19 protein-coding genes and 1 pseudogene are annotated in these 20,356 nt (G+C 68.6%); 14 read left to right on the top strand and 6 right to left on the bottom strand.

Annotated elements, in window-relative coordinates:
• Positions 1-67: 67 nt before the first annotated feature.
• From BST38_RS17170 to BST38_RS17185, 4 genes are all read left to right on the top strand, one after another.
• The gene (locus BST38_RS17170) at positions 68-712 is read left to right on the top strand and encodes a TetR family transcriptional regulator (RefSeq protein WP_083144561.1); all 645 of its coding nucleotides are present in this window, start codon (positions 68-70) and stop codon (positions 710-712) included.
• Between the two features lie 106 nt (positions 713-818).
• On the top strand, positions 819-2,126 hold the full coding sequence (locus tag BST38_RS17175) for a citrate synthase (protein ID WP_083144562.1): 1,308 nt from the start codon (positions 819-821) through the stop codon (positions 2,124-2,126).
• 114 nt (positions 2,127-2,240) lie between these two features.
• Positions 2,241-3,671 (top strand): MFS transporter, encoded by a 1,431-nt coding sequence (locus BST38_RS17180; RefSeq protein ID WP_083144563.1) that lies wholly within the window; start codon positions 2,241-2,243, stop codon positions 3,669-3,671.
• Positions 3,661-4,077, top strand: a complete 417-nt coding sequence (locus BST38_RS17185; protein WP_083144564.1) for a MarR family winged helix-turn-helix transcriptional regulator — start codon at positions 3,661-3,663, stop codon at positions 4,075-4,077. Before BST38_RS17180 ends, BST38_RS17185 begins: the two co-directional genes overlap by 11 nt.
• Here BST38_RS17185 and BST38_RS17190 read toward each other — a convergent pair.
• Both BST38_RS17190 and BST38_RS17195 read right to left on the bottom strand, forming a co-directional pair.
• Positions 4,074-5,633, bottom strand: a complete 1,560-nt coding sequence (locus BST38_RS17190) for a phytoene desaturase family protein (RefSeq protein ID WP_083144670.1) — start codon at positions 5,631-5,633, stop codon at positions 4,074-4,076. The two genes, BST38_RS17185 and BST38_RS17190, sit on opposite strands and share 4 nt — an antisense overlap.
• 11 nt (positions 5,634-5,644) lie before the next feature.
• On the bottom strand, positions 5,645-6,250 hold the full coding sequence (locus BST38_RS17195; protein ID WP_237160825.1) for an Rv2240c family protein: 606 nt from the start codon (positions 6,248-6,250) through the stop codon (positions 5,645-5,647).
• A 95-nt stretch (positions 6,251-6,345) separates the two neighbouring features.
• Here BST38_RS17195 and BST38_RS17200 point away from each other — a divergent pair, with 95 nt between their 5' ends.
• From BST38_RS17200 to BST38_RS17220, 5 genes are read left to right on the top strand one after another with little or no spacing between them, the layout of a single operon-like run.
• Positions 6,346-7,023, top strand: a complete 678-nt coding sequence (locus tag BST38_RS17200) for an MspA family porin (RefSeq protein WP_083144565.1) — start codon at positions 6,346-6,348, stop codon at positions 7,021-7,023.
• A 1-nt stretch (position 7,024) separates the two neighbouring features.
• The gene (locus BST38_RS17205) at positions 7,025-7,690 is read left to right on the top strand and encodes an MspA family porin (RefSeq protein ID WP_110781778.1); all 666 of its coding nucleotides are present in this window, start codon (positions 7,025-7,027) and stop codon (positions 7,688-7,690) included.
• A gap of 1 nt (position 7,691) precedes the next feature.
• On the top strand, positions 7,692-8,204 hold the full coding sequence (locus BST38_RS17210) for a hypothetical protein (RefSeq protein WP_083144567.1): 513 nt from the start codon (positions 7,692-7,694) through the stop codon (positions 8,202-8,204).
• An 8-nt stretch (positions 8,205-8,212) separates the two neighbouring features.
• On the top strand, positions 8,213-9,205 hold the full coding sequence (locus BST38_RS17215; protein WP_083144568.1) for a hypothetical protein: 993 nt from the start codon (positions 8,213-8,215) through the stop codon (positions 9,203-9,205).
• A gap of 42 nt (positions 9,206-9,247) precedes the next feature.
• On the top strand, positions 9,248-9,532 hold the full coding sequence (locus BST38_RS17220) for a hypothetical protein (RefSeq protein ID WP_083144569.1): 285 nt from the start codon (positions 9,248-9,250) through the stop codon (positions 9,530-9,532).
• Positions 9,533-9,535: 3 nt separating this feature from the next.
• On the opposite strand, the gene BST38_RS17225 is transcribed toward BST38_RS17220, so the two are convergent.
• Positions 9,536-9,784: a DUF2630 family protein gene (locus tag BST38_RS17225; protein ID WP_083144570.1), complete on the bottom strand. Its 249-nt coding sequence runs from the start codon at positions 9,782-9,784 to the stop codon at positions 9,536-9,538.
• Positions 9,785-9,836: 52 nt separating this feature from the next.
• Between BST38_RS17225 and BST38_RS17230 the strand changes: the two genes are divergently transcribed.
• Positions 9,837-10,199 (top strand): FKBP-type peptidyl-prolyl cis-trans isomerase, encoded by a 363-nt coding sequence (locus BST38_RS17230; RefSeq protein ID WP_083144571.1) that lies wholly within the window; start codon positions 9,837-9,839, stop codon positions 10,197-10,199.
• A 78-nt stretch (positions 10,200-10,277) separates the two neighbouring features.
• On the opposite strand, the gene BST38_RS17235 is transcribed toward BST38_RS17230, so the two are convergent.
• Together BST38_RS17235 and prrA are read right to left on the bottom strand one after the other, a co-directional pair.
• Positions 10,278-11,618 (bottom strand): HAMP domain-containing sensor histidine kinase, encoded by a 1,341-nt coding sequence (locus BST38_RS17235; protein ID WP_083144572.1) that lies wholly within the window; start codon positions 11,616-11,618, stop codon positions 10,278-10,280.
• A gap of 9 nt (positions 11,619-11,627) precedes the next feature.
• Positions 11,628-12,329 (bottom strand): two-component system response regulator PrrA, encoded by a 702-nt coding sequence (gene prrA, locus BST38_RS17240; protein ID WP_083144573.1) that lies wholly within the window; start codon positions 12,327-12,329, stop codon positions 11,628-11,630.
• 115 nt (positions 12,330-12,444) lie between these two features.
• Here prrA and BST38_RS17245 point away from each other — a divergent pair, with 115 nt between their 5' ends.
• The 4 genes from BST38_RS17245 to BST38_RS17260 are packed head-to-tail and all read left to right on the top strand — an operon-like array spanning position 12,445 to position 19,138.
• Positions 12,445-13,317 (top strand): ion transporter, encoded by an 873-nt coding sequence (locus tag BST38_RS17245; RefSeq protein ID WP_083144574.1) that lies wholly within the window; start codon positions 12,445-12,447, stop codon positions 13,315-13,317.
• A 52-nt stretch (positions 13,318-13,369) separates the two neighbouring features.
• The gene (locus tag BST38_RS17250) at positions 13,370-15,367 is read left to right on the top strand and encodes an ABC transporter ATP-binding protein (protein ID WP_083144575.1); all 1,998 of its coding nucleotides are present in this window, start codon (positions 13,370-13,372) and stop codon (positions 15,365-15,367) included.
• Positions 15,360-17,288: an ABC transporter ATP-binding protein gene (locus BST38_RS17255; RefSeq protein ID WP_083144576.1), complete on the top strand. Its 1,929-nt coding sequence runs from the start codon at positions 15,360-15,362 to the stop codon at positions 17,286-17,288. The genes BST38_RS17250 and BST38_RS17255 overlap by 8 nt, the downstream gene beginning before the upstream one ends.
• On the top strand, positions 17,285-19,138 hold the full coding sequence (locus BST38_RS17260; protein ID WP_083144577.1) for an ABC transporter ATP-binding protein: 1,854 nt from the start codon (positions 17,285-17,287) through the stop codon (positions 19,136-19,138). The genes BST38_RS17255 and BST38_RS17260 overlap by 4 nt, the downstream gene beginning before the upstream one ends.
• Before the next feature lie 94 nt (positions 19,139-19,232).
• On the opposite strand, the pseudogene BST38_RS17265 reads toward BST38_RS17260, so the two are convergent.
• Positions 19,233-20,337, bottom strand: a pseudogene (locus BST38_RS17265) (epoxide hydrolase family protein).
• Positions 20,338-20,356 lie beyond the last annotated feature (19 nt).

The raw sequence follows: 20,356 nt of genomic DNA on the forward strand, positions 1-20,356 counted from the left end.
TGAGGCCAATTGGCGTGAGGTGACAAATACCCCTCGGGGGCGGCTGTGTGCGGGATAGCATCCGACCGTGGCTGAGTCCAGGGGGGAGCCGATCCTCGGCTTGCGGGAACGCAAGAAGCGTCGCACCCGCGCCACCCTGATCGACGCCGCGGTCGGGCTCTGCGTCCGGCAGGGCTTCGACGCGACCACCGTCGACCAGATCGCGGCCATCGCCGACGTGTCGCCGCGGACTTTCAGCCGCTACTTCGCCACCAAGGACGCGATCGCGCTCGCGCTCATCGACGAGGTGCTCGACGTCGCAGCCGTCGAACTTGCCCGGCAGCCGCGCGAGATCACGAACTTCGAGGCGTTGCGGCGCGCGTACGTCGCGATGGCCCGCAACACCGTGCTGGCCGCCGACGGCGACCTGACCTCGGATCGGCTGTTGCAGATCCTGCGGATCGTGACGACGTCGGCCACTCTGCGGCAGGTGGTACTCGAATACCGGGCGACCGACGTCGACAAGGTGATGGCTGAGCGGATGTCCACCACCGTCGACGACCGCCGGGTCAGATTGATGGCCGCCGTCTGGGGTGCGGTGCTGATCACCGCGACGACCGATCTGGCGGCCAGGGCCGAGACCGGGATCGACATAGATACCCTCGTCGCGGCGTTCGAGGAGACCTACCGCGAGTTCGCGGGCGAAATCGTGGGTATTAGACAGCCCGTCTGACGTCGTACCCGCCCCCCGTAGGGCACGAGTCGTGGAATGGGACTACCTTCTGTAGTGCAGACTCCGCGACTTGAGCGACACACCCGACAGACCTGAAGGGATCCCAGTGGCCGATAACGCCGAAGCCGGGCAGGAGCACGCCAAGCTGGTCTACCCCGGCGGCGAACTCGAACTCGACATCGTCAAAGCATCCGAAGGCGCAGACGGCATCGCGCTCGGTTCGCTACTGGCCAAGAGCGGCTATACGACGTTCGACGGCGGGTTCGTCAACACGGCGTCGACCAAGAGCGCCATCACCTACATCGACGGTGATGCCGGCATCCTGCGCTACCGCGGCTACCCGATCGAGCAGTTGGCGGAGAAGTCGACCTTCATCGAGGTCAGCTACCTGTTGATCTACGGCGAGCTGCCGACGGCCGAGCAGCTGGAGGATTTCACCACCCGGATCCAGCGGCACACCCTGCTGCACGAGGATCTCAAGCGGTTCTTCGACGGTTTCCCGCGCGACGCGCATCCGATGCCGGTGCTCTCCAGCACGGTCAACGCGCTGAGCGCCTACTACCAGGATTCGCTGGACCCGTTCAACCCGCAGCAGGTCGAGCTGTCGACCATCCGGCTGCTGGCGAAGCTGCCGACCATCGCGGCGTATGCGTACAAGAAGTCCGAGGGGCAGCCGTTCCTGTACCCGGACAACTCGCTGACGCTGGTGGAGAACTTCCTGCGGATGACGTTCGGCTTCCCGGCCGAGCCCTACGAGGTCGACCCCGAGATCGTCCGCGCGCTGGACATGCTGTTCATCCTGCACGCCGATCACGAGCAGAACTGCTCGACGTCCACGGTGCGGCTGGTCGGCTCGTCGCAGGCCAACCTGTTCACGTCGATCTCCGGCGGCATCAACGCGCTGTGGGGCCCGCTGCACGGCGGCGCCAACCAGGCGGTGCTGGAGATGCTGGAGAAGATCCGGCTCTCCGGTGGCGATGTCGAGACCTTCGTCAAGAAGGTCAAGAACCGCGAGGACGGCGTGAAGCTGATGGGCTTCGGTCACCGCGTGTACAAGAACTACGACCCGCGGGCGCGCATCGTCAAGGAGCAGGCCGACAAGATCCTCGGCAAGATCGGCGTGAAGGACGAGCTGCTCGACATCGCGAAGTCGCTGGAGGAGATCGCGCTGACCGACGACTTCTTCGTCGAGCGCAAGCTCTACCCGAACGTCGACTACTACACCGGCGTGATCTACCGGGCGATGGGCTTCCCGACCCGGATGTTCACGGTGCTGTTCGCGCTCGGCCGGCTGCCGGGCTGGATCGCGCACTGGCGCGAGATGCACGGCGAACCGAACAAGATCGGTCGCCCGCGCCAGATCTACACCGGCTACACCGAACGCGACTACGCCGGCATCGACACCCGCTCGTAGCCCGTACCCCGGCACGCGACGCCCGCTCGCGCCCGGCGAACGTCACACCACGGTCACTTGCCCGCGGTTCAGTTGTAGTTCCACAATAGTTGTGTGAATACAACCGTCGGTGCGATGACACCCAGGCGCAAGGCCGTCATCCTGGTCTCCTGCTGCCTGAGCCTGCTCATCGTGTCGATGGACGCCACCATCGTCAACGTCGCGATCCCGTCGATCCGCACCGACCTGTCGGCGTCGTCGGCCCAGATGCAGTGGGTCGTCGACATCTACACGTTGGTGCTCGCGTCGCTGCTGATGCTGTCCGGGGCGACGGGGGACCGGTTCGGCAGACGGCGGGTGTTCCAGATCGGGCTCACGATCTTCGCGCTCGGCTCCCTCGCCTGCAGCCTGGCGCCGACCATCGACACGCTGATCGGCGCCCGCTTCCTGCAGGGTGTCGGCGGCTCGATGCTGAATCCCGTTGCGCTGTCCATCATCTCGCAGATATTCAGCAAGCCGGTGGAGCGGGCGCGCGCGCTGGGCATCTGGGGTGGCGTCACCGGCATCTCGATGGCGGCGGGCCCGATCGTCGGCGGTCTGCTCATCGAGACCGTCGGCTGGCGGTCGGTGTTCTGGATCAACCTGCCGATCTGCGCCGCCGCGATCATCCTGACCGCGGTGTTCGTCCCCGAATCGAAATCCGCGACGATGCGCAATGTCGACCCGATCGGGCAGGCGCTGGGCGTGCTGTTCCTGTTCGGCATTGTCTTCACCCTCATCGAAGGCCCGGCGCTGGGCTGGACCAACCCGCGAGTGCTCGGCATCGCCGCTGCGGCCGCGATCGCGCTGGTGGCGTTCCTGCGCTACGAGTCCCGGCGCCACGACCCGTTCCTGGACCTGCGGTTCTTCCGGTCCATCCCGTTCACCACCGCGACCGTCAACGCGATCAGCGCATTCGCCGCTTGGGGCGCGTTCCTGTTCATGATGTCGCTGTACCTGCAGGGTGAGCGGGGCTTCTCCGCGATGCACACCGGCCTGATCTACCTGCCGATCGCGATCGGCGCGCTGGTCTTCTCGCCGCTGTCGGGACGTCTGGTCGGGCGCTACGGCGCCCGCCCGTCCCTGGTCACCGCGGGCCTGATGATCACCTCGGCGGCGGTGATGTTGACGTTCCTGACCGCGACGACGCCGGTGTGGTGGCTGCTGGTGGTGTTCGCCGTGTTCGGCATCGGGTTCTCGATGGTCAATGCGCCGATCACGAACGCCGCCGTCAGCGGGATGCCGCTCGACCGGGCGGGGGCCGCGTCGGCGGTGACGTCGACCAGTCGCCAGGTCGGTGTCAGCATCGGGGTGGCGCTGTGCGGTTCGGTGGCCGGGTCCGCGATGGCCGGCGTCGCCACCGACTTCGCGGCCGCGGCACGGCCGTTGTGGTTCATGTGCGTCGGACTGGGCCTGTTGATCCTCGCGCTCGGGCTGTTCTCGACGTCGCAGCGCGCGCAGCGTTCGGCCGAGCGGCTCGCGCCGCTGGTCGCCGGAACTCCGGTCGGAGGTGTCCATGTCCGGTGAGTCCCTGGCCGACGAAGTCTGGCGGGATCTGGCCGCATTCGTCCACGATCACCGCGACAGCTGGAAGAAGGCGGTGGTCGAACGTACGGGACTGCCGTTCAGCAGGGTGCGGATCCTGATGCGGCTGAGCCGTAAACCGATGACGGTCAAGCAGATCGCGGCCGCGGCGACGGTGGACGCGCCGGCGGCCACCGTCGCGGTCAACGATCTCGAAGACCGCGGACTGGTGGTGCGGCGGGTCGATCCGTCGAACCGCCGCTGCAAGACGGTGTCGCTGACCGACGCCGGCCGCGCGATGGTCCGCGAGATCGACGCGGTCCACGACCCGGCGCCGGCCGGGGTGGCCGCACTGGCGCCCGACGACCTCGCCACTCTGCGGCGGCTCCTCGACGGGATGAAGGACTAGCGGCCCAGCACGGCCATCGCCGCATTGTGCCCGCCGATCCCCGACACCGCACCGCCACGGCGAGAACCCGAGCCGCACAACAGCACCCGTTCGTGCGCGGTGGCGACGCCCCAGCGTTGAGCGGGTGTCTGCAGCGGTTCGTCGTCCTCGGCGAAGGGCCAGTCCAGCGCGCCGTGGAAGATGTTGCCCCCGGTCATTCCCAGCGCGTCCTGCAGATCGGCCGTCGTCTTGGCTTCCAGGCACGGCCGGCCGGCCGCATCGGTCAGTATCACGTCCTGAATGGGTTCATCCAGAACAGAATTCAGCGAGTCCAGCACCGCGGCGGTCAGGTTGCGGCGAATCTGGTCGGGCGGCGTGCCTGCCGTCAGCGTGTGCGGGGTGTGCAGGCCGAACACCGTCAGGGTGTGTGCCCCGCTGTCGCGCAGGGTCGGCGACAGGATGGACGGGTCGGCCAGGGAGTGGCAGTAGATCTCGCACGGCAGGGGGTCGGGCACCGATCCGCCGACCGCCTGCCGGTACGCGCTCGCGAGCTGGCTGTAGTTCTCGTTGATGTGGAATGTGCCGCCGAAAGCCTGTTCCGCGGTGACACTTTCGTCACGCAGCCGGGGCAGGCGCCGCAGCATCAGGTTCACCTTGATCTGTGATCCCGGTGCGATGTCGGGTTCGTCCTCGCCGAGCAGCCGCGCCAGTACGGCCGGGGTGACGTTCGCCAGCACCCGGTCCGCAGCGACGCGCTGGTCGCCGTCGCCGTCGCGGTAACTCACCTCGCCGTCCGGGGTGATCGCGTAAACGTCTGCGCCGGTGCGGATCTGCGCACCGAACCGCGCGGCGGCCGCGACCAGGGCGCCGGTGACCGCGCCCATGCCGCCGATCGGCACGTCCCAGTCGCCCGTGCCGCCGCCGATCAGGTGGTAGAGGAAGCACCGGTTCTGGATCAGCGTGTCGTCGTCGAGCCCGGCGAATGTGCCGATCAGCGCGTCGGTCGCCATCACGCCGCGGACCAGGTCGCTGGACACCGCCGCGGTGATGGCGTCGCCGACGGGCTGATCGATCACCTCGTGCCACGCCCGCTGCGCCTCCGGTCCGCCGTCGGCCACCACCGCGCTGCGCAATTGGGAACGCGTCCGCAAGGGCTCGGTCAACGTCGGCCACACCCGTGCGGTGACGGTTGCGCAGCGCCGGTAGAACTCGGTGAACCCGGCCTCGTCGTCGGCGGCGCCGACGGCACCGAACGTCGAGGACGGCCCGACCAGCAGGCCGGTGCGCCCGCCGGTGGCGGGGTCGGGGGTGTAGGACGAATATCGCCGGCGGGCCAGGTGGACCTGGGCGCCGAGGTCGTCGACGATGCGCCGCGGCAGCAGACTGACCAGATACGAGTAGCGGGACAGCCGCGCGTCGACGCCGTCGAACGGATGCGCCGACACCGCAGCACCGCCGACCTGATCGAGGCGTTCGAGCACCAGGACGCGCCGGCCTGCCTGGGCCAGATAGCCGGCCGCGACCAGCCCGTTGTGGCCGCCTCCGACGATGACGGCGTCCCAGTGCGAGGTCTCCATCGACTCCAGTGTCACGCTTTCGTGCCCGCCCGTGCGCAGGCCATCTGTGCGGCTTCGGTGTGGCTGTTCAATTCGGTTGCGGCGTTGTTGAACCGGTCGACGTCGGCACGCAGACCCATCAACAGCAGCAGCTTCACCGCCCCCATCGACCACGTCCGCATCGGCGCGGCGACCTCGGGCTGCAGCCCCGGCACCCGCGATGCGTCCAATGCGAGAGACGCGGCCTCGCGCAACCCCGCGCGCCCGTAGGAGTTGTTCTCCGCGACGATCGGGTCGAGATAGTCGGGGTTCTTCTCTCCGATCGCGAGCACGTTGGCGAACTCGCCGTAGCTCAGCGCGGCGGTGTCGAGCGCCCGGGCGAACTGCCGGCACGCGGCGACGGCCTCCGGCGCGGCGTCGACCGGCTCGGGCGGTATCGGCTCGTCGGGTGCCGAGGGTGCCGTTGCGGGCTGGGCTGCCCCGACGGGAACGCAGGTCAGCGCCACGACGCACGCCATCGTGCTCGCGGCCAGGATGCGCACCGTCGGCGTGATGTCGAACCTCCCCAGATGCGGTGTGGGCCGGGCGTTTCGCTCGTGTTTGCGAGCCGAAGCCCTGACCGGCAACGCCGCGTGCATTAAAGTCACTCCGTACAGTCCCCGGGCGTTTGCTGTCGAGAAACCCTGGGGCTCGATCATTCTAGCGATGTCGATTCTGGGGAAGGCACTCCTGCATGCGTTTTCGGGCCGTTGCGGCGACCTGCTCGATGCTGGTCGCGGCGCTGGGGGTGACCCCACCGGCGGCGGCCCAGCCGGTGCCGCCGCCGGATCCCGTGGCGCCGGTCTCCGAGTCCCTGCCGCTGTCACCCGACGTCGTCGCCTCCGCGCCGTCGGGCTATCTGAAGACCCCGGACGGCTGGGAATTGACGGTCGGAGCCAAAGACGAGACCCAGGTCGCGGTGGCACCGTTGACCACGGCGCTGACGTCGCGTGAGTACGTCGTCGGCGGAACGTTCACCGCGACGGTGGCCGGGGCGGGTGCGACCACGCTGAGCGGCGGTTCGCTGGTCGTCGGCTACCGGATCGGCTGCGGCATCGTCGGTGGTCCGGTCGAGGTGTTCGCCACCACCGGCGCGACCCCGCGATTCGGTATCGACGCGGTGCTGGGCGAGGTGATCGTCCCGTTCAACAACCAGATCAAAATCAACCTGCGGCCCGGCACCGTGACCTTGGTTCCGGTGGGGGAGAAACAGTTCAAAGGCTCCGACGCCCGGGTGACGGTCACCGGGTTCCGGATCAAGACCGACGGGTGCGTCGGTCAGTCGTTCATCCAGTCGTACGCGACGCTGACCGTGAACACCACGGACACCTCGGACATCGTCACGTACGCCGGCCAGATCAAGGTGGTCTGACGTGAGGACGGCACGGAGGTGGGGCACGCTGGTGGCGGCGGGTCTGCTCTGGGCCCCGATACCGGTCGCGTCCGCGCAGCCCGCCGACCCGGACGTGCAATCGGTGGCCGACGTCGCCCCGCCGCCCGCCGGCGCGGTGCCGTCGGGTCCGCCCGGCACGGTCGTGACGCCGGACGGCTGGGAGCTGTCCGTATCGGCTCGCGACGAAACCCAGGTCGCGGTCGCGCCGCTGACCACGGCGCTGTCCTCGCGCGAGTACCTGGTGGCCGCGACGTTCGAGGGCAGTGTGTCCGGTGACGGCAGCACCCCGACGACGGGCGGAACCCTGGAGGTCGGTTACCAGATCGGTTGTGGCATCACCTTGAACGTGGTCAAGCTCAACGGCTCCGCGGGGATCACGGCGCGACTGCACCCGCTCACCAGCTCGGTCGACTTTCCGGTGACCGCGCAGATCGAGGTGTTCCCGCAACCGGGGGAGGTCACCACGGTCCAGCTGACCCAGAAATCGTTCGAGGGCACCCGCCCCCGGGTCACGGTCAAGGACGTCCGGATCAAGATCGACGGCTGTGTCGGGCAGTCGTTCCTGCGGTCGTACGCGGTGCTGACCAGCTCCACCGACTCGGCCGACGACATCGTCGCCTACTACGGCGTCACGAAGGCGGTCTGAGATGCGTTGGCGTGCTGTGGTGGCTGTCGGGACGCTGGGTGCCGGGCTGATGCTCGCCCCGTCCGCGGGTGCGCAGCCGCCCGCACCGTCGCCCGTCCCGGCACCGCCGCCTGCCGAACCGCTGTTCCCGCTGGCGCAGAGTGATGCGCCCACCCAGGTCGCGGGCGGATTGCCCGCGCTGCCCGACCTGTCCGGGCAGACCCCGAACGAGTTCCTGCTCGGTCAGCACGCCGCGCCCGCGCCACCGGGCCAGGCGCCGGTCGCACCGATCAACCTGAACCCGTTCAACAACACCTATCTGCTGCCGCAGCATCTCGTGCCGTCGGCGCCGGGGCAGGGCGAGCTCTTCGGTATCCCGCCCGGTCAGGAACTCGCCGATGCAAATGGGATGGAATTCCTGAAGCGGCTCTACGACACTTATCGGGCGGGCGGTCTGGAGGGTGGGCTGCTCGGCCAACGGGGACTGGACTCACTGAACAAGCCGCTGCCCGTCGAACCACCACCGCACCCGTGAGGACTGGCATGAAGATCAACAGGATGGGGCGCTCGTCGGTGGCCGCGGTGTCGGCGGTGTGCCTGGTGGTCCCGGCGGTGACGTTCGAGGTGGCGCCGAGGGCGGCAGAGGCCGTCACCGAGCACGTCGTACCGGCATTGGCCTCGCTCGTCGCGCCGCGGGACCAGTTCACGGTCGCACCGTTCCCCGGCTCGGGCATCTCGGATCTCGGCGGCGGCCCAGCGCCGAAGGTGGTCGTGGAACCCGTGCCCGCGGTGTCGGTGGACGGAGCTCCGCGACCCGCATTGGAGCCGTACGTCCTCGTGCAGGAGACCGGTGTCGAAGTCGTCGACCCGCGCAGCGGCCACCGGGTCCCGGCCGCGGCGCTGACCCCGGCGGATTTCCTCAATGCGATGACCGCGGCGGGTTACCTGGTGCTGGCGGTGCCGTCGCTGTTCGTGACGATCCCGTTCCAGCTCCTCACCGGGCAGCGCGCGGCGATCACGTTGTCACTGAACAAGATCATCCAGGCCGCCAACGCGATTCTGAAACTCGTCGACAAGAAGATTCCGGAGATTCCGGTGCCGGCCACTCAGACCGCGGGATTGGCGTCGGGGCCGGCGGCTCTCGATGAGGTGCGGGACCGAGAGCCGGTCGACAGCGGTGACGAACCCGACAGCGGTACCGACCGCGCGGAGGCGTCCGCGCCCGACGGGGCGGCACCGGCGTCCTCCGGTGTGACCGGACGGATCTCGGGGCAGCCGGGAGCTTCGGCCGAATCGGACGACAGCGACGACGCGGCAGCCGGTACCCACAACGACGACGGCGCCGACGACGCGCAGGACGTCCCTGAGGGCAGCGATACGGCCGAGGACGGCGATGCGGCCGAGCCGGCGCCCGTGACGAAGGACGCCGACGACGACACCGACGGTGGCGACGACGATGCCGGACGAACGTCCGGTAAGCCGGCCACCGACCGCGAATCGGCGAAAGCCGGGACATCGGGCTCGACCGGCGAGTGATATGTGAGGGTGAGAAGAACCGTTCCCTCGGAGAGGAGCGCCATGGCGCGCACATGGGCGGCCGCCGCGGCGGCCACAGGCTTGATCACCGCGGTCGCGCTCGCACCGTTCGCGGTCGCGCAGCCGTCGCTGCCGCAGGCCGGAAACGAGACGCCGGGCGTGACGATCAGGCAGCTGACCCAGGCCGGCTACAACGTCGAGGTCAACTGGGTCGCCGGGGAACCGTCGAACATCCCGCTGTCGCAGTGCACCGTCACCCGCATCGACACGTCGGCGCCGCCGACGGCGTGGGTCTCGGTCAACTGCCCGCCGGACGGTTCGCAGTAGCCCTCAGTTGAGGTAGCCCTCGACCTCGTCCTCGGGCCGCACCGACGCGCTGTCGGGATCGCCGCCGCTGTCGCGCAGCGCACGGCGCTGACGCAGCAGATCCCAGCACTGGTCGAGTTGCGTCTCGACCGATTTGAGCCGGGTGTGTTCCTCGCTCACGTCGATCTCGCGATGCTGTAACCGGTCGCGCAGTTCACGCTCCTCGGCGACGAGCTCGTTGACGTATTTCAGGATGTCTTGGTCACTGGCCACCCTCCCAGTGTGCAGTGCTTTCCAGTACCCGTCTGCGGTCTAGGGTGAGCGAATGGCTACCAAACCAGAGATCGAGTTCCCCGACGGCCCGGCACCCACCGAGTTGGTGATCGAAGACCTCGTCGTCGGCGACGGTGCGGAAGCCGTGCCGGGTGCCAACGTCGAGGTGCACTACGTCGGCGTCGAATACGACACCGGCGAGGAGTTCGACAGCTCGTGGAACCGAGGCGAATCCATCGAGTTCCCGCTGCGCGGACTCATCCAGGGATGGCAGGACGGCATCCCCGGGATGAAGGTCGGCGGTCGCCGGAAGCTGACGATCCCGCCGGAGCAGGCCTACGGTCCCGCGGGCGGCGGGCACCGGCTGTCCGGAAAAACGCTGATCTTCGTGATCGACCTGCTCGGCACCCGCTGACCGGGCCCCGCCGCCGAAAGCGCGTTCCGGCAGGGCTGCACTCGCGATAGTTCTGCCGCAACGCAGTGTCGGCGGAAGCTAGCTCGGCGGCGGCAGGCACAGCAGCAGCCGTGCGCCGCCGAGCGGGCTGGCCTCCAACGAGGCTGTGCCGCCGTGCAATTCGGCCTGCTGGGCGACCAGCGCCAGGCCGAGGCCGGACCCGGAGTGCGATGCCGTCGACCCGCGCGAGAATCTGTCGAACACCACGCGGCGTTCCTCTTCGGGCACACCGATCCCGTCGTCGTCGATCGCGATCTCGACGCCGTCTCTGGAGCTGACCGCCGACAGTTGCACCCGGGTCGCACCACCGTGTTTGACGGCGTTGGCGATCGCGTTGTCCACCGCCAGCCGCAATCCGGTCGGCAGCCCGACGATGATCACCGTCGGTGCAGGCACCAGTGACACGTCGAGGTCGGGGTAGACGCGCATCGCGTCGTGCGCGGCGCGGTCGAGCAGCTCGGTGATGTCGACAGGGACGTGGTCGTCCTCGGTGGACAACTCGCCCTGGGCCAGCCGCTCCAGCGCACCGAGGGTCGCCTCGATCCGCGACTGGGTCCGGATCACGTCGCCGAGCACCTCCTTGCGGCCGTCCTCGGTGAGTTCCAGCGTCGCGAGCACCTCAAGGTTGGTGCGCATCGCGGTCAGCGGGGTGCGCAACTCGTGCGCCGACACCGACGCGAAGTCGCGCGCCGACGTCAGCGCCGCCTTGGTGCGGTCCTGCTCCCGCCACACCCGCTGCACCAGCCCCTTGATCGCCTCGGCGATCTCGACGGCCTCGGTGGCTCCGCGGACGTCGATGTCGGGATCCTCATCGCCCGCGTCGATCGCGCTGGTCTGCCTGGCCAGCTGCTTGAACGGGCGCACCGCGAACGCGGCCAGCACCCAGCCGCTGACGGCCGCGGCGCCGATCGCGAGCGTGCAGATGATCAGCACCCGACGGTGCAGGTTGTTGATGTCGGCGATGGTCGCGTCGTAGGTGGCGCCGACGGCCACCGACATCGGCTGCGGTCCCGCGAGCGCCACCGTGCGCACCCGGTACCGGACCCCGTCGACGTAGGTGTCGGCGTAGCCCGCCTCGAGTTCGGGGAGAACCACCGCCGAATTGGAGGCCGTTTGGCCGTCGCGGCGCACCGTGATCACGACGTCCTGGTCGTTGGGCGACGGCGGGATCTCGTCGAGGCCGCGCGGCAGGAACGGGACGACGAAGCCGGCGGCCTCGTCGAGGCGACGGTCCAGCCGTTCGTTCCACGCGTCGGTGATGCCGAACCACACCACCGCCCCGGCGATGACGACGACGATCGCGCCGGCGATCGCGCTGGTGAACGCGACCCGCTGCCGCAGCGACGGGGTGCGCCGGAAGAACCGCGACAGCGCGACCACGCGGCTGGCCTACTGCTGCCGCAGGACGAATCCCACGCCGCGAACCGTGTGCAGCAGCCGCGGCGCACCGTTGGCCTCCAGCTTGCGCCGCAGGTAGCCGATGAACACGTCGACGACGTTGGTGTCGGCGGCGAAGTCGTAACCCCACACCAGCTCGAGCAGCTGCGCGCGGGAGAGCACCGCGGTCTTGTGCTCGGCGAGCACCGCGAGCAGGTCGAATTCCCGCTTGGTCAGGTCGACGTCGACGCCGTCGACGCGGGCGCGCCGGCCCGGGATGTCGACCTCCAGTGGGCCGACGGTGATGGTCTCCGACGAGAACGTCGCGGTCGACCCACGCCGCCGCAGCAGCGCCTTGACCCGCGCGACCAGCTCGGCCAGCACGAACGGTTTGACCAGGTAGTCGTCGGCGCCTGCCTCCAGCCCGGCGACCCGGTCGTCGACCGACGACCGCGCCGAGAGCACGCAGACCGGTACGTCGTTGTCCATCGCCCGCAGCGCGGTCACCACCGACACCCCGTCGAGGACGGGCATGTTGATGTCGAGGACGATCGCGTCCGGCCGGGTTTCGGTGGCGCTGCGCAGCGCCTCCGCACCGTCGACGGCGGTGAACACGTCGAAGCCGGACAGTCGCAGGCCGCGCTCGAGCGAGGCGAGGACGTCGGGATCGTCGTCGACCACGAGAACCCGGGGTGAGCCCGAACCACTGTCCATGGACGCAATCTTGCCCGATGAACCGACGCCCTCGTGGGAGGCGGTGCCCGCGGATTGCGGCGGAGTAATTGACAAATGTGCCACTTCGGCCGTCGACGTTTGCTAGAACCGACTGGTGAGGCTCGAATCGGCGGACGCCGTCGGGGTCACGGCACCCGAGCCGTCCCCGGGCACGTCGCCGAATTCGATTGCGGGACGTTGCCGTTCGTTGCTCATGCACCCCGCGTTCGAGCTCGCGATCGTCGCCGTCATCGTCGCGAACGCGATCGTGCTCGGGATGGGCACCTACGCGGATCTGGCGACCGACCACGAGGCGATCTTCGACGCCGTCTACAACGTGTTCCTCGCGATCTACGTGGTCGAGTTGCTGATCCGGTTGACCGCCTGCCGCTGGAGCCCCCGGGAATTCGTCAGGGACGGCTGGAACGTCTTCGATTTCGTGGTGGTCGCCGTCGCGTTCGTGCCCGGGCTGCGGGAGAACGCGATGTTGCTGCGCATGGTGCGGCTGCTGCGGATCGTGCGCCTGGTCCGGTTCCTGCCCGATCTGCGGCTGCTGGTGTCGGCGGCGGGCAGGAGTGTGCCCGGGGTGGCGTCGCTGGCCTCGGCGACGTTCGTGTTGATCTTCATCTACGGGATGGTCGGGTGGGTGTTGTTCGCCGACCATGCTCCCGAATCGTTCGGCAACGTCGGGCAGGCGATGCTGACGATGTTCGTGATGTTGACGCTGGAGAACTTCCCCGACAACATCGCCATGGGCCAACAGGTGTCGCACTGGACGATCGTGTACTTCATCAGTTACGTGCTGCTGGCGAGCTTTCTGATCTTCAACCTGTTCATCGGGATCGTCCTCAACGCGATGGAGGAGGCGCGGATCAGGGATCGTGAAGAGCACGAGACCGACGACCTTCTCACCCGGTTGCGGGCGGCGCGGGAGGCGTTGGAGGACGCCGAACGGGAATTACAGAAAGCGCCGCCCGCGATCACCTGACCAGCCGGGAAGCCGTTGACCTCAATGTTTGTTGAGGTTCTACGGTGATTACATGAGCTTGGAAACGGTAGCCCGGCAGAGCCTCTACCGGCAGACCCATGCCCGCTCCGGTGACCTGCACGCGCTGACCGATCGTCGGCTGCTGCGCCGCATCTGGCGGTTCGCGGCGCGGCATCACCGCCGGCTGCGGGTGTTCGTCGCGGTCAGCGTGGTGGGTGCGGTCCTGACGGTGGCGACCCCGCTTCTGGCGGGCCGCGTCGTCGACGAGATCACGGGCGCCGGCAGCGCCCGCGTTGTCGTGCTGCTCGCGGCGGTCATCGCCGCGGTCGCCGTCGCCGAAGCCGCGGTGGCACTGCTGACGCGGTGGCTGTCGTCGACGATCGGCGAGGGTCTGATCCTGGATCTGCGCACCGCCGTCTTCGACCACGTGCAGCGGATGCCGGTCGCGTTCTTCACCCGCACCCGCACCGGCGCGCTGGTCAGCCGGCTCGGCAACGACGTGATGGGTGCGCAACGCGCGTTCTCCGACACGCTGTCCGGCGTCGTGTCGAACCTCGTCACGCTGACGTTGACGCTGGCGGTGATGCTGAGCATCTCGTGGCAGATCACCGTCGCGTCGCTCGCCGTGCTTCCGCTGTTCCTGATCCCGGCGCGGCGCATCGGTTCGGCGATGGCGCGGCTGTCCCGGGAGGCCGCCGCGCACAACGCGACGATGAACACCCAGATGACGGAGCGCTTCTCGGCGCCCGGCGCGACACTGGTGAAACTGTTCGGGGATCCCGCCGCGGAGTCCCGCGAGTTCGGGCTGCGCGCCGGGCGGGTGCGCGACATCGGGGTGCGTACCGCGATGCTGCAGTCGACGTTCATGAACTCGCTGACGTTGATGTCCGCGCTGGCGCTGGCGCTGGTGTACGGGCTGGGCGGCGCGCTGGCGATCGGCGGGCAGCTGCAGGCCGGCGCGATCGTGTCGCTGGCGCTGCTGTTGACCCGGTTGTACGCGCCGCTGACGGCGCTGGCCAACGCGCGGGTCGAGATCGCGACGGCGCTCGTCAGCTTCGAGCGGGTCTTCGAGGTCCTCGACCTGGTACCGCTGATCCGGGAACGGCCGGGCGCCGTCGAGGTGCCGCGGGACGGGGACGGAGTTGCCGTCGAATTCGATAACGTGCACTTCTCCTATCCCGCCGCCGACCGGGTGTCGCTCGCCTCGCTGGAGGAGGTCGCCGAACTCGACGACCGCGGCGGCGAGGAGGTGCTGCACGGCATCTCGTTCACCGCCGAACCCGGCCAGATGGTCGCGCTGGTCGGGCCGTCCGGGGCGGGGAAGTCGACGATCGCGGCGCTGCTGGCGCGGCTGTACGACGTGGACGGCGGACCGGCCGATCGGGCAGGCTCCGGTGCCATCCGGCTCAACGGCACCGACGTCCGCGACGTGACGTTCGCGTCGTTGAAGGCGACGGTCGGCATGGTCACCCAGGACGGGCACCTGTTCCACGAGTCGATCCGGTCGAACCTGCTGCTGGCGGCGCCGGGGGCGACCGATGACGAAATCTGGGAGGCGCTGCGGCGGGCCCGTTTGGACGACGTCGTCGCGGCCATGCCCGACGGGCTGGACACCGTGGTCGGTGAGCGCGGCTACCGCCTCTCCGGTGGACAGCGGCAGCGGCTCACCATCGCGCGGGTGCTGTTGGCCGCCCCGCAGGTGGTGATCCTCGACGAGGCGACCGCATCGCTGGACTCCGAGTCCGAGGCCGCGGTGCAGCAGGCCCTCGCCGAGGCGCTGGCCGGGCGGACGTCGCTGGTGATCGCGCACCGGCTCTCGACCGTGCGGGCTGCCGACGTGATCCTGGTCGTCGAGGACGGTCGCATCGTCGAGCGGGGCAGCCACGACGACCTGCTCGCGCGCGGCGGCCGCTACGCCGATCTGTACCGCACCCAGTTCGGCCGCGCCGCCCGCCGCAACGGCCCGCATGCGGGTTTCTGCGCCGGGAGCGCGTCGTCGGCAGGGGAGTTAACCGCTTGCCCGCAATGGGAAGATGTTCTAAGTGGCTGACTTCCGGACCGACACCTTGCACGCGACGCCCGCGATCGGGCCGCCGCCGGCCGAGGTGAAGCCCAGCTCGGATCTGTGGCGGATGCTGCCGTACCTGTTGCCCTACCGCGGCCGCTGGATCGCGATGATCGTGATCGCGCTGGCGAGCCTGGCCGCCACGATCTCGATCCCGTTGATGACCAAGGCGGTGATCGACGGTCCGGTGCGCCTCCAGGACGAGCAGGGTCTGTGGATCCTCGGCGCCGCGGCGGTCGGGATCGGGATCACCGAGGCCGTGCTGTGGTTCATCCGGCGCTGGCTGGCCGCCCGCGCGACGATGGGTGTCGAGGCCGACATCCGCAACCAGCTCTACGCGCGGCTGCAGATCCTGCCGATGTCGTTCCACGGCCGGTGGCAGTCCGGTCAGTTGTTGTCGCGGATCATGAACGACCTGAGCACGATTCGGCGCTTCATGTCGTTCGGCCTGATCTTCCTGATGCTCAACGTCCTGCAGATCACCGTGGTCACCGCGATCCTGCTGGCGATGTACTGGCCGCTCGGGGTGGTCGTGCTGATCTCGATCGTGCCGATCACCCTGACGGTTCTGCACTTCCAGCAGGAGTACACCCGGCTGTCCCGGCTGGCGCAGGATCAGGCGGGTCACGTCGCCACCCATGTCGAGGAGTCCGCGCTCGGGCTGCGCGTGGTGAAGTCGTTCGGGCGGGAGGACTACGTCTACGAGCGGTTCGACGAGCAGTTGACCGATCTGTACGACACCCAGGTCGCCCGCGTGTCGGTGTCGGCGAAGTTCTGGACGCTGCTGGAGGTGATCCCGAACCTGACGCTGATCGTGGTGCTCGGATTCGGCGCGTACGCCGCCGGGCATGGTCAGGTCACGATGGGCACGCTGGTCGCGTTCATCACGATGATGCTGTCGCTGGTGTGGCCGATCGCGTCGCTGGGTTTCCTGCTGTCGATGACGCAGGAGTCGTTCACCGCGGCCAACCGGATCGCCGAGATCTTCGATGCGCCACGGGAGATCACCGACGGCCCACGTGACCAGACCCCGCGGGGCGGGCGGCTGGAGCTCGTCGACGTCGGGTTCAAGTTTCCCGACAGCGACGACGTGGCGCCATCCGGCGACCCGGACGCGTGGGTGCTGCGGCACGTGAGCTTCACCGTCGAACCGGGGGAGACGCTGGCGTTGGTCGGGGCGACCGGTTCGGGCAAGTCCGTACTGGTCGGGTTGTTGTCGAGGCTCTACGACGTCACCGAGGGTGAGATCCGCATCGACGCCCAGGACATCCGCGAGCTGTCGCTGTCCGCGCTGCGCCGGGCGGTGGCCACCGCATTCGAGGATCCCACGCTGTTCTCGATGTCGGTTGCGGAGAACCTGAAGCTGGGCCGCCCGGACGCGACGGACGACGAGGTGCGCCAGGCCGTCGAGATCGCCGCCGCACAGTTCGTCTACGACCTGCCGTTCGGGCTGGACACCCGGATCGGTGAGCAGGGTATGAGCCTGTCCGGCGGTCAGCGCCAACGGCTTTCGCTGGCCCGGGCGATCCTGGCCCAGCCCAGGATCCTGGTGCTCGATGACACGCTCTCGGCGCTCGACGTGCACACCGAGGCGGTTGTCGAGGAGGCGCTGCGGCGCATTCTGCACGAGGTCACCGGCATCGTCGTCGCCCACCGCGCGTCGACGGTGCTGCTGGCCGACCGGGTCGCGCTGCTGCAGAACGGCACCGTCACCCACGTCGGAACCCATGCACAGCTGCTCGCCGAGGTCCCCGAATACCGGTATCTGCTGGCCGCCGACGATGAGCTCGACGACGGCAGCGAGCGCGAATGTGATTGGGAGAGCGACGAAGAACGCGCCCGGCTGGATCGCGAGGTGCTCGAGGGCGACGTGCGGGAGCGAGAGATGCTGGAGCGCCGGTCATGAGTGGTGGTTCCGATGAGCGCTCGCGCGAAGAGCAGACCGACACCGACTGGCGCGGCAAGTTCGACGAGAGTGCGGACCTGCCGATCGACGAGACCGTGCCCAGGCGGCGGGAGGCCCGTGCGCTGCTCGGCTCGCTGCTGCGGCCGTACCGCTGGGTGCTGGTGGTGCTCGCCGTCGTCGTAGTGGTGGAGAACCTCGCGCGGTTGTCGGTTCCGATCCTGGTGCAGAAGGGAATCGACGACGGCATCCCGCCGCTGCTGGCGGGCGGGTCGGCGGCCACGCTGATGACGATCGTCGCCGCGCTGTGCGGGGTCGTCGTCGTGCAGGCCTGCGGCCGGATGTACTTCCTGCGCCGGTCCGGCCGGATCGGGCAGAAGGTCCTGCTGGAGCTGCGGCGGCGGGTGTTCCGGCATTTCGGCCGGCTGGACATCGCCTTTCACGACCGCTACACGTCCGGACGGGTGGTCAGCCGGTCCACCAACGACGTCGAAGCGATCCAGGACATGCTGGAGACGGGCTTCGACAGTCTGATCACCGCGGTGCTGACGATGGTGGGCACCGCGGTGCTGTTGGTGGTGCTCGACGCGAAGCTCGGCTTGCTGTGTCTGGCCGCGTTTCCCGTTCTGGTGCTGCTGATCTGGTGGTTCCACCGGGAGTCGTCGAAGATCTACCGCGAGGTCCGGGAGATCTCGGCGTTGGTGATCGTCCAGTTCGTCGAGACGATGACGGGCATCAAGGCCGTCCAGGCCTACCGCCGTGAACCGCGCAATCAGGAGATCTTCGAAGACGTCGCCGATCGCTACCGGGTGATCAACGAGCGCACCTTCCAGCTGCTGGCGGTGTTCATGCCGGGGGTGAAGCTGGTCGGCAACCTGACCACCGGAGTCGTGTTGCTCTACGGCGGATTCCGGGTGCTCAACGGGGAGATGACGATCGGGACGCTGGCGGCGTTCCTGCTGTATCTGCGGATGTTCTTCGAGCCCATGCAGGAGATCTCGCAGTTCTTCAACACCTTCCAGTCCGCGTCCTCGGCGCTGGAAAAGCTCGCGGGTGTGCTCGCCGAGAAACCCGGCATCGGTGATCCGGCCGAGCCGGCCGACATCACCGACGTGCGGGGCGAGATCGCGCTGCGCAACGTGGAATTCGAGTACGTGCCCGGCAGGCCGGTCCTCCCAGGACTCGATCTGGTGATCCCCGCGGGCCAGACCGTCGCGCTGGTCGGCACCACCGGTGCGGGCAAGACCACGATCGCCAAGCTGATCACCCGGTTCTACGACCCGGGCTCGGGCTCGGTGACCCTCGACGGCACCGACCTGAAGGACATCGCGCAGGCCGAACTGCGCCGTCACGTCGTGATGGTCACGCAGGAGAACTTCATGTTCGGCGGCACCATCGCCGACAACATCCGGTTCGGCCGCCCCGACGCCACGGATGCGCAGGTGCGCGCGGCCGCCGAGGCGGTGGGTGCGTACACGTTCATCGAATCACTGCCCGACGGCTATGACACCGACGTCGCCAAGCGGGGCGGACGGCTGTCGGCGGGCCAGCGGCAACTCGTCGCGTTCGCGCGGGCCTTCCTCGCCGACCCGGCGGTGCTGATCCTGGACGAGGCGACGTCGTCACTGGACATCCCCAGTGAGCGTCTGGTGCAGCGGGCGCTGGAGACCGTGCTGGCCGACCGAACCGCGGTGGTGATCGCCCATCGGCTCTCGACCGTGCAGATCGCCGACCGGGTGCTGGTCCTCGAGCACGGCCGCATCGTCGAGGACGGCCCTCCCGATGAGCTCATCACTCGCGAGGGCGGCCACTACGCGGCGCTGCACCGGTCGTGGGTCCAGTCCCTGGCATAGCACCCGCTTCTCGTGCCCCGCACTCTCGCGAAAGTGCCCTCACGGTCGTGAAATCCGCGTGGACGCTACCGTGAGCGCACTCTCGCGAAACCGGTCACCGGAATTCGGCGAAGAACGCGCTCACGTCGTCGACGAACAACTCGGGCTGCTCGAACGCCGCGAAATGCCCGCCGCGCGGCATCGTCGTCCACCGGGTGATGGTGTAGTTGTCCTCGCACCAGTGCCGGGGTGAGCGCAGGATCTCCTTCGGGAACGACGCCACCCCGGTCGGGAGCGTGACCGCCGCACCGCGGGTGAACGCGTTGAAGCTCTCCCAGTACAGCCGCGCCGACGACGCACCGCTGCCGGTGATCCAGTACAGCATCACGTTGTCGAGCAGCTCGTCTCTGCTCAGCACGTTCTCCGGGTGCCCGTCGCAGTCCGTCCACGACCAGAACTTCTCGACGATCCAGGCCAGTTGCGCGACCGGTGAGTCGACCAGCCCGTAGCCCAGCGTCTGGGGCCGCGTCGACTGCTGTTTGGAGTATCCGGAGTCCCACTTCTGGTAGTAGCCAAGCCTTTCCAGCGCAGCCTGCTCGTCGGGGTTCGGATCCGACAGCCCGCGGGGTGGACGCCCGAACGGCATGTTGGTGTGGATCGCGACGCAGTGTCCGACGTTGCGGCCGATCTGCGTGGTGACCGCCGCACCCCAGTCGCCGCCCTGCGCGCCGTAGCGCTGGTAGCCCAACCGCACCATCAACTCGTCCCACGCGGCGGCGATGCGTTCCACCCCCCCATCCGGTGGCGGTGGGTTTCCCGGAGAACCCGTAGCCGGGCAGTGACGGGCAGACGACATGGAACCCGGCCTCGTTCAGCGGCTCGATCACCTTCGTGAACTCGACCACCGAACCGGGCCAGCCGTGGGTGATGACCAGCGGGAACGCATCCTCGCGCGGCGACCTGCTGTGGATGAAATGGATGTCCAGCCCGTCGATCTCGGTGGTGAACTGGTCGAACCGATTGAGTGCGGCTTCCCTTGCGCGCCAGTCGTATTCGTTGGCCCAGTAATCGGCGAGCTGCTGGGTGTAGGCCAGCGGGATGCCCTGGCTCCAGTCGTCGACGCACTCGGGTTCCGGCCAGCGGGTGCGGTGCAGGCGATCTCGGAGGTCGGTGAGGGCCGAGTCGGGGACGTCGATGCGGAATGGCTGAATGTGGGCCATGCCACATCCTGACATCCGG

The organism is Mycolicibacterium parafortuitum, assembly GCF_002086815.1.
Lineage (GTDB): Bacteria > Actinomycetota > Actinomycetes > Mycobacteriales > Mycobacteriaceae > Mycobacterium > Mycobacterium parafortuitum.

Coding starts and splice junctions, on each gene's coding strand:
- BST38_RS17220 (WP_083144569.1), top strand. CDS start 9,248: ATGGCGCGCACATGGGCGGCCGCCGCGGCGGCCACAGGCTTGATCACC.
- BST38_RS17260 (WP_083144577.1), top strand. CDS start 17,285: ATGAGTGGTGGTTCCGATGAGCGCTCGCGCGAAGAGCAGACCGACACC.
- BST38_RS17190 (WP_083144670.1), bottom strand. CDS start 5,633: ATGGAGACCTCGCACTGGGACGCCGTCATCGTCGGAGGCGGCCACAAC.
- BST38_RS17210 (WP_083144567.1), top strand. CDS start 7,692: ATGCGTTGGCGTGCTGTGGTGGCTGTCGGGACGCTGGGTGCCGGGCTG.
- BST38_RS17215 (WP_083144568.1), top strand. CDS start 8,213: ATGAAGATCAACAGGATGGGGCGCTCGTCGGTGGCCGCGGTGTCGGCG.
- BST38_RS17195 (WP_237160825.1), bottom strand. CDS start 6,250: ATGCACGCGGCGTTGCCGGTCAGGGCTTCGGCTCGCAAACACGAGCGA.
- BST38_RS17250 (WP_083144575.1), top strand. CDS start 13,370: ATGAGCTTGGAAACGGTAGCCCGGCAGAGCCTCTACCGGCAGACCCAT.
- BST38_RS17200 (WP_083144565.1), top strand. CDS start 6,346: ATGCGTTTTCGGGCCGTTGCGGCGACCTGCTCGATGCTGGTCGCGGCG.
- BST38_RS17180 (WP_083144563.1), top strand. CDS start 2,241: ATGACACCCAGGCGCAAGGCCGTCATCCTGGTCTCCTGCTGCCTGAGC.
- BST38_RS17230 (WP_083144571.1), top strand. CDS start 9,837: ATGGCTACCAAACCAGAGATCGAGTTCCCCGACGGCCCGGCACCCACC.
- BST38_RS17185 (WP_083144564.1), top strand. CDS start 3,661: ATGTCCGGTGAGTCCCTGGCCGACGAAGTCTGGCGGGATCTGGCCGCA.
- prrA (WP_083144573.1), bottom strand. CDS start 12,329: ATGGACAGTGGTTCGGGCTCACCCCGGGTTCTCGTGGTCGACGACGAT.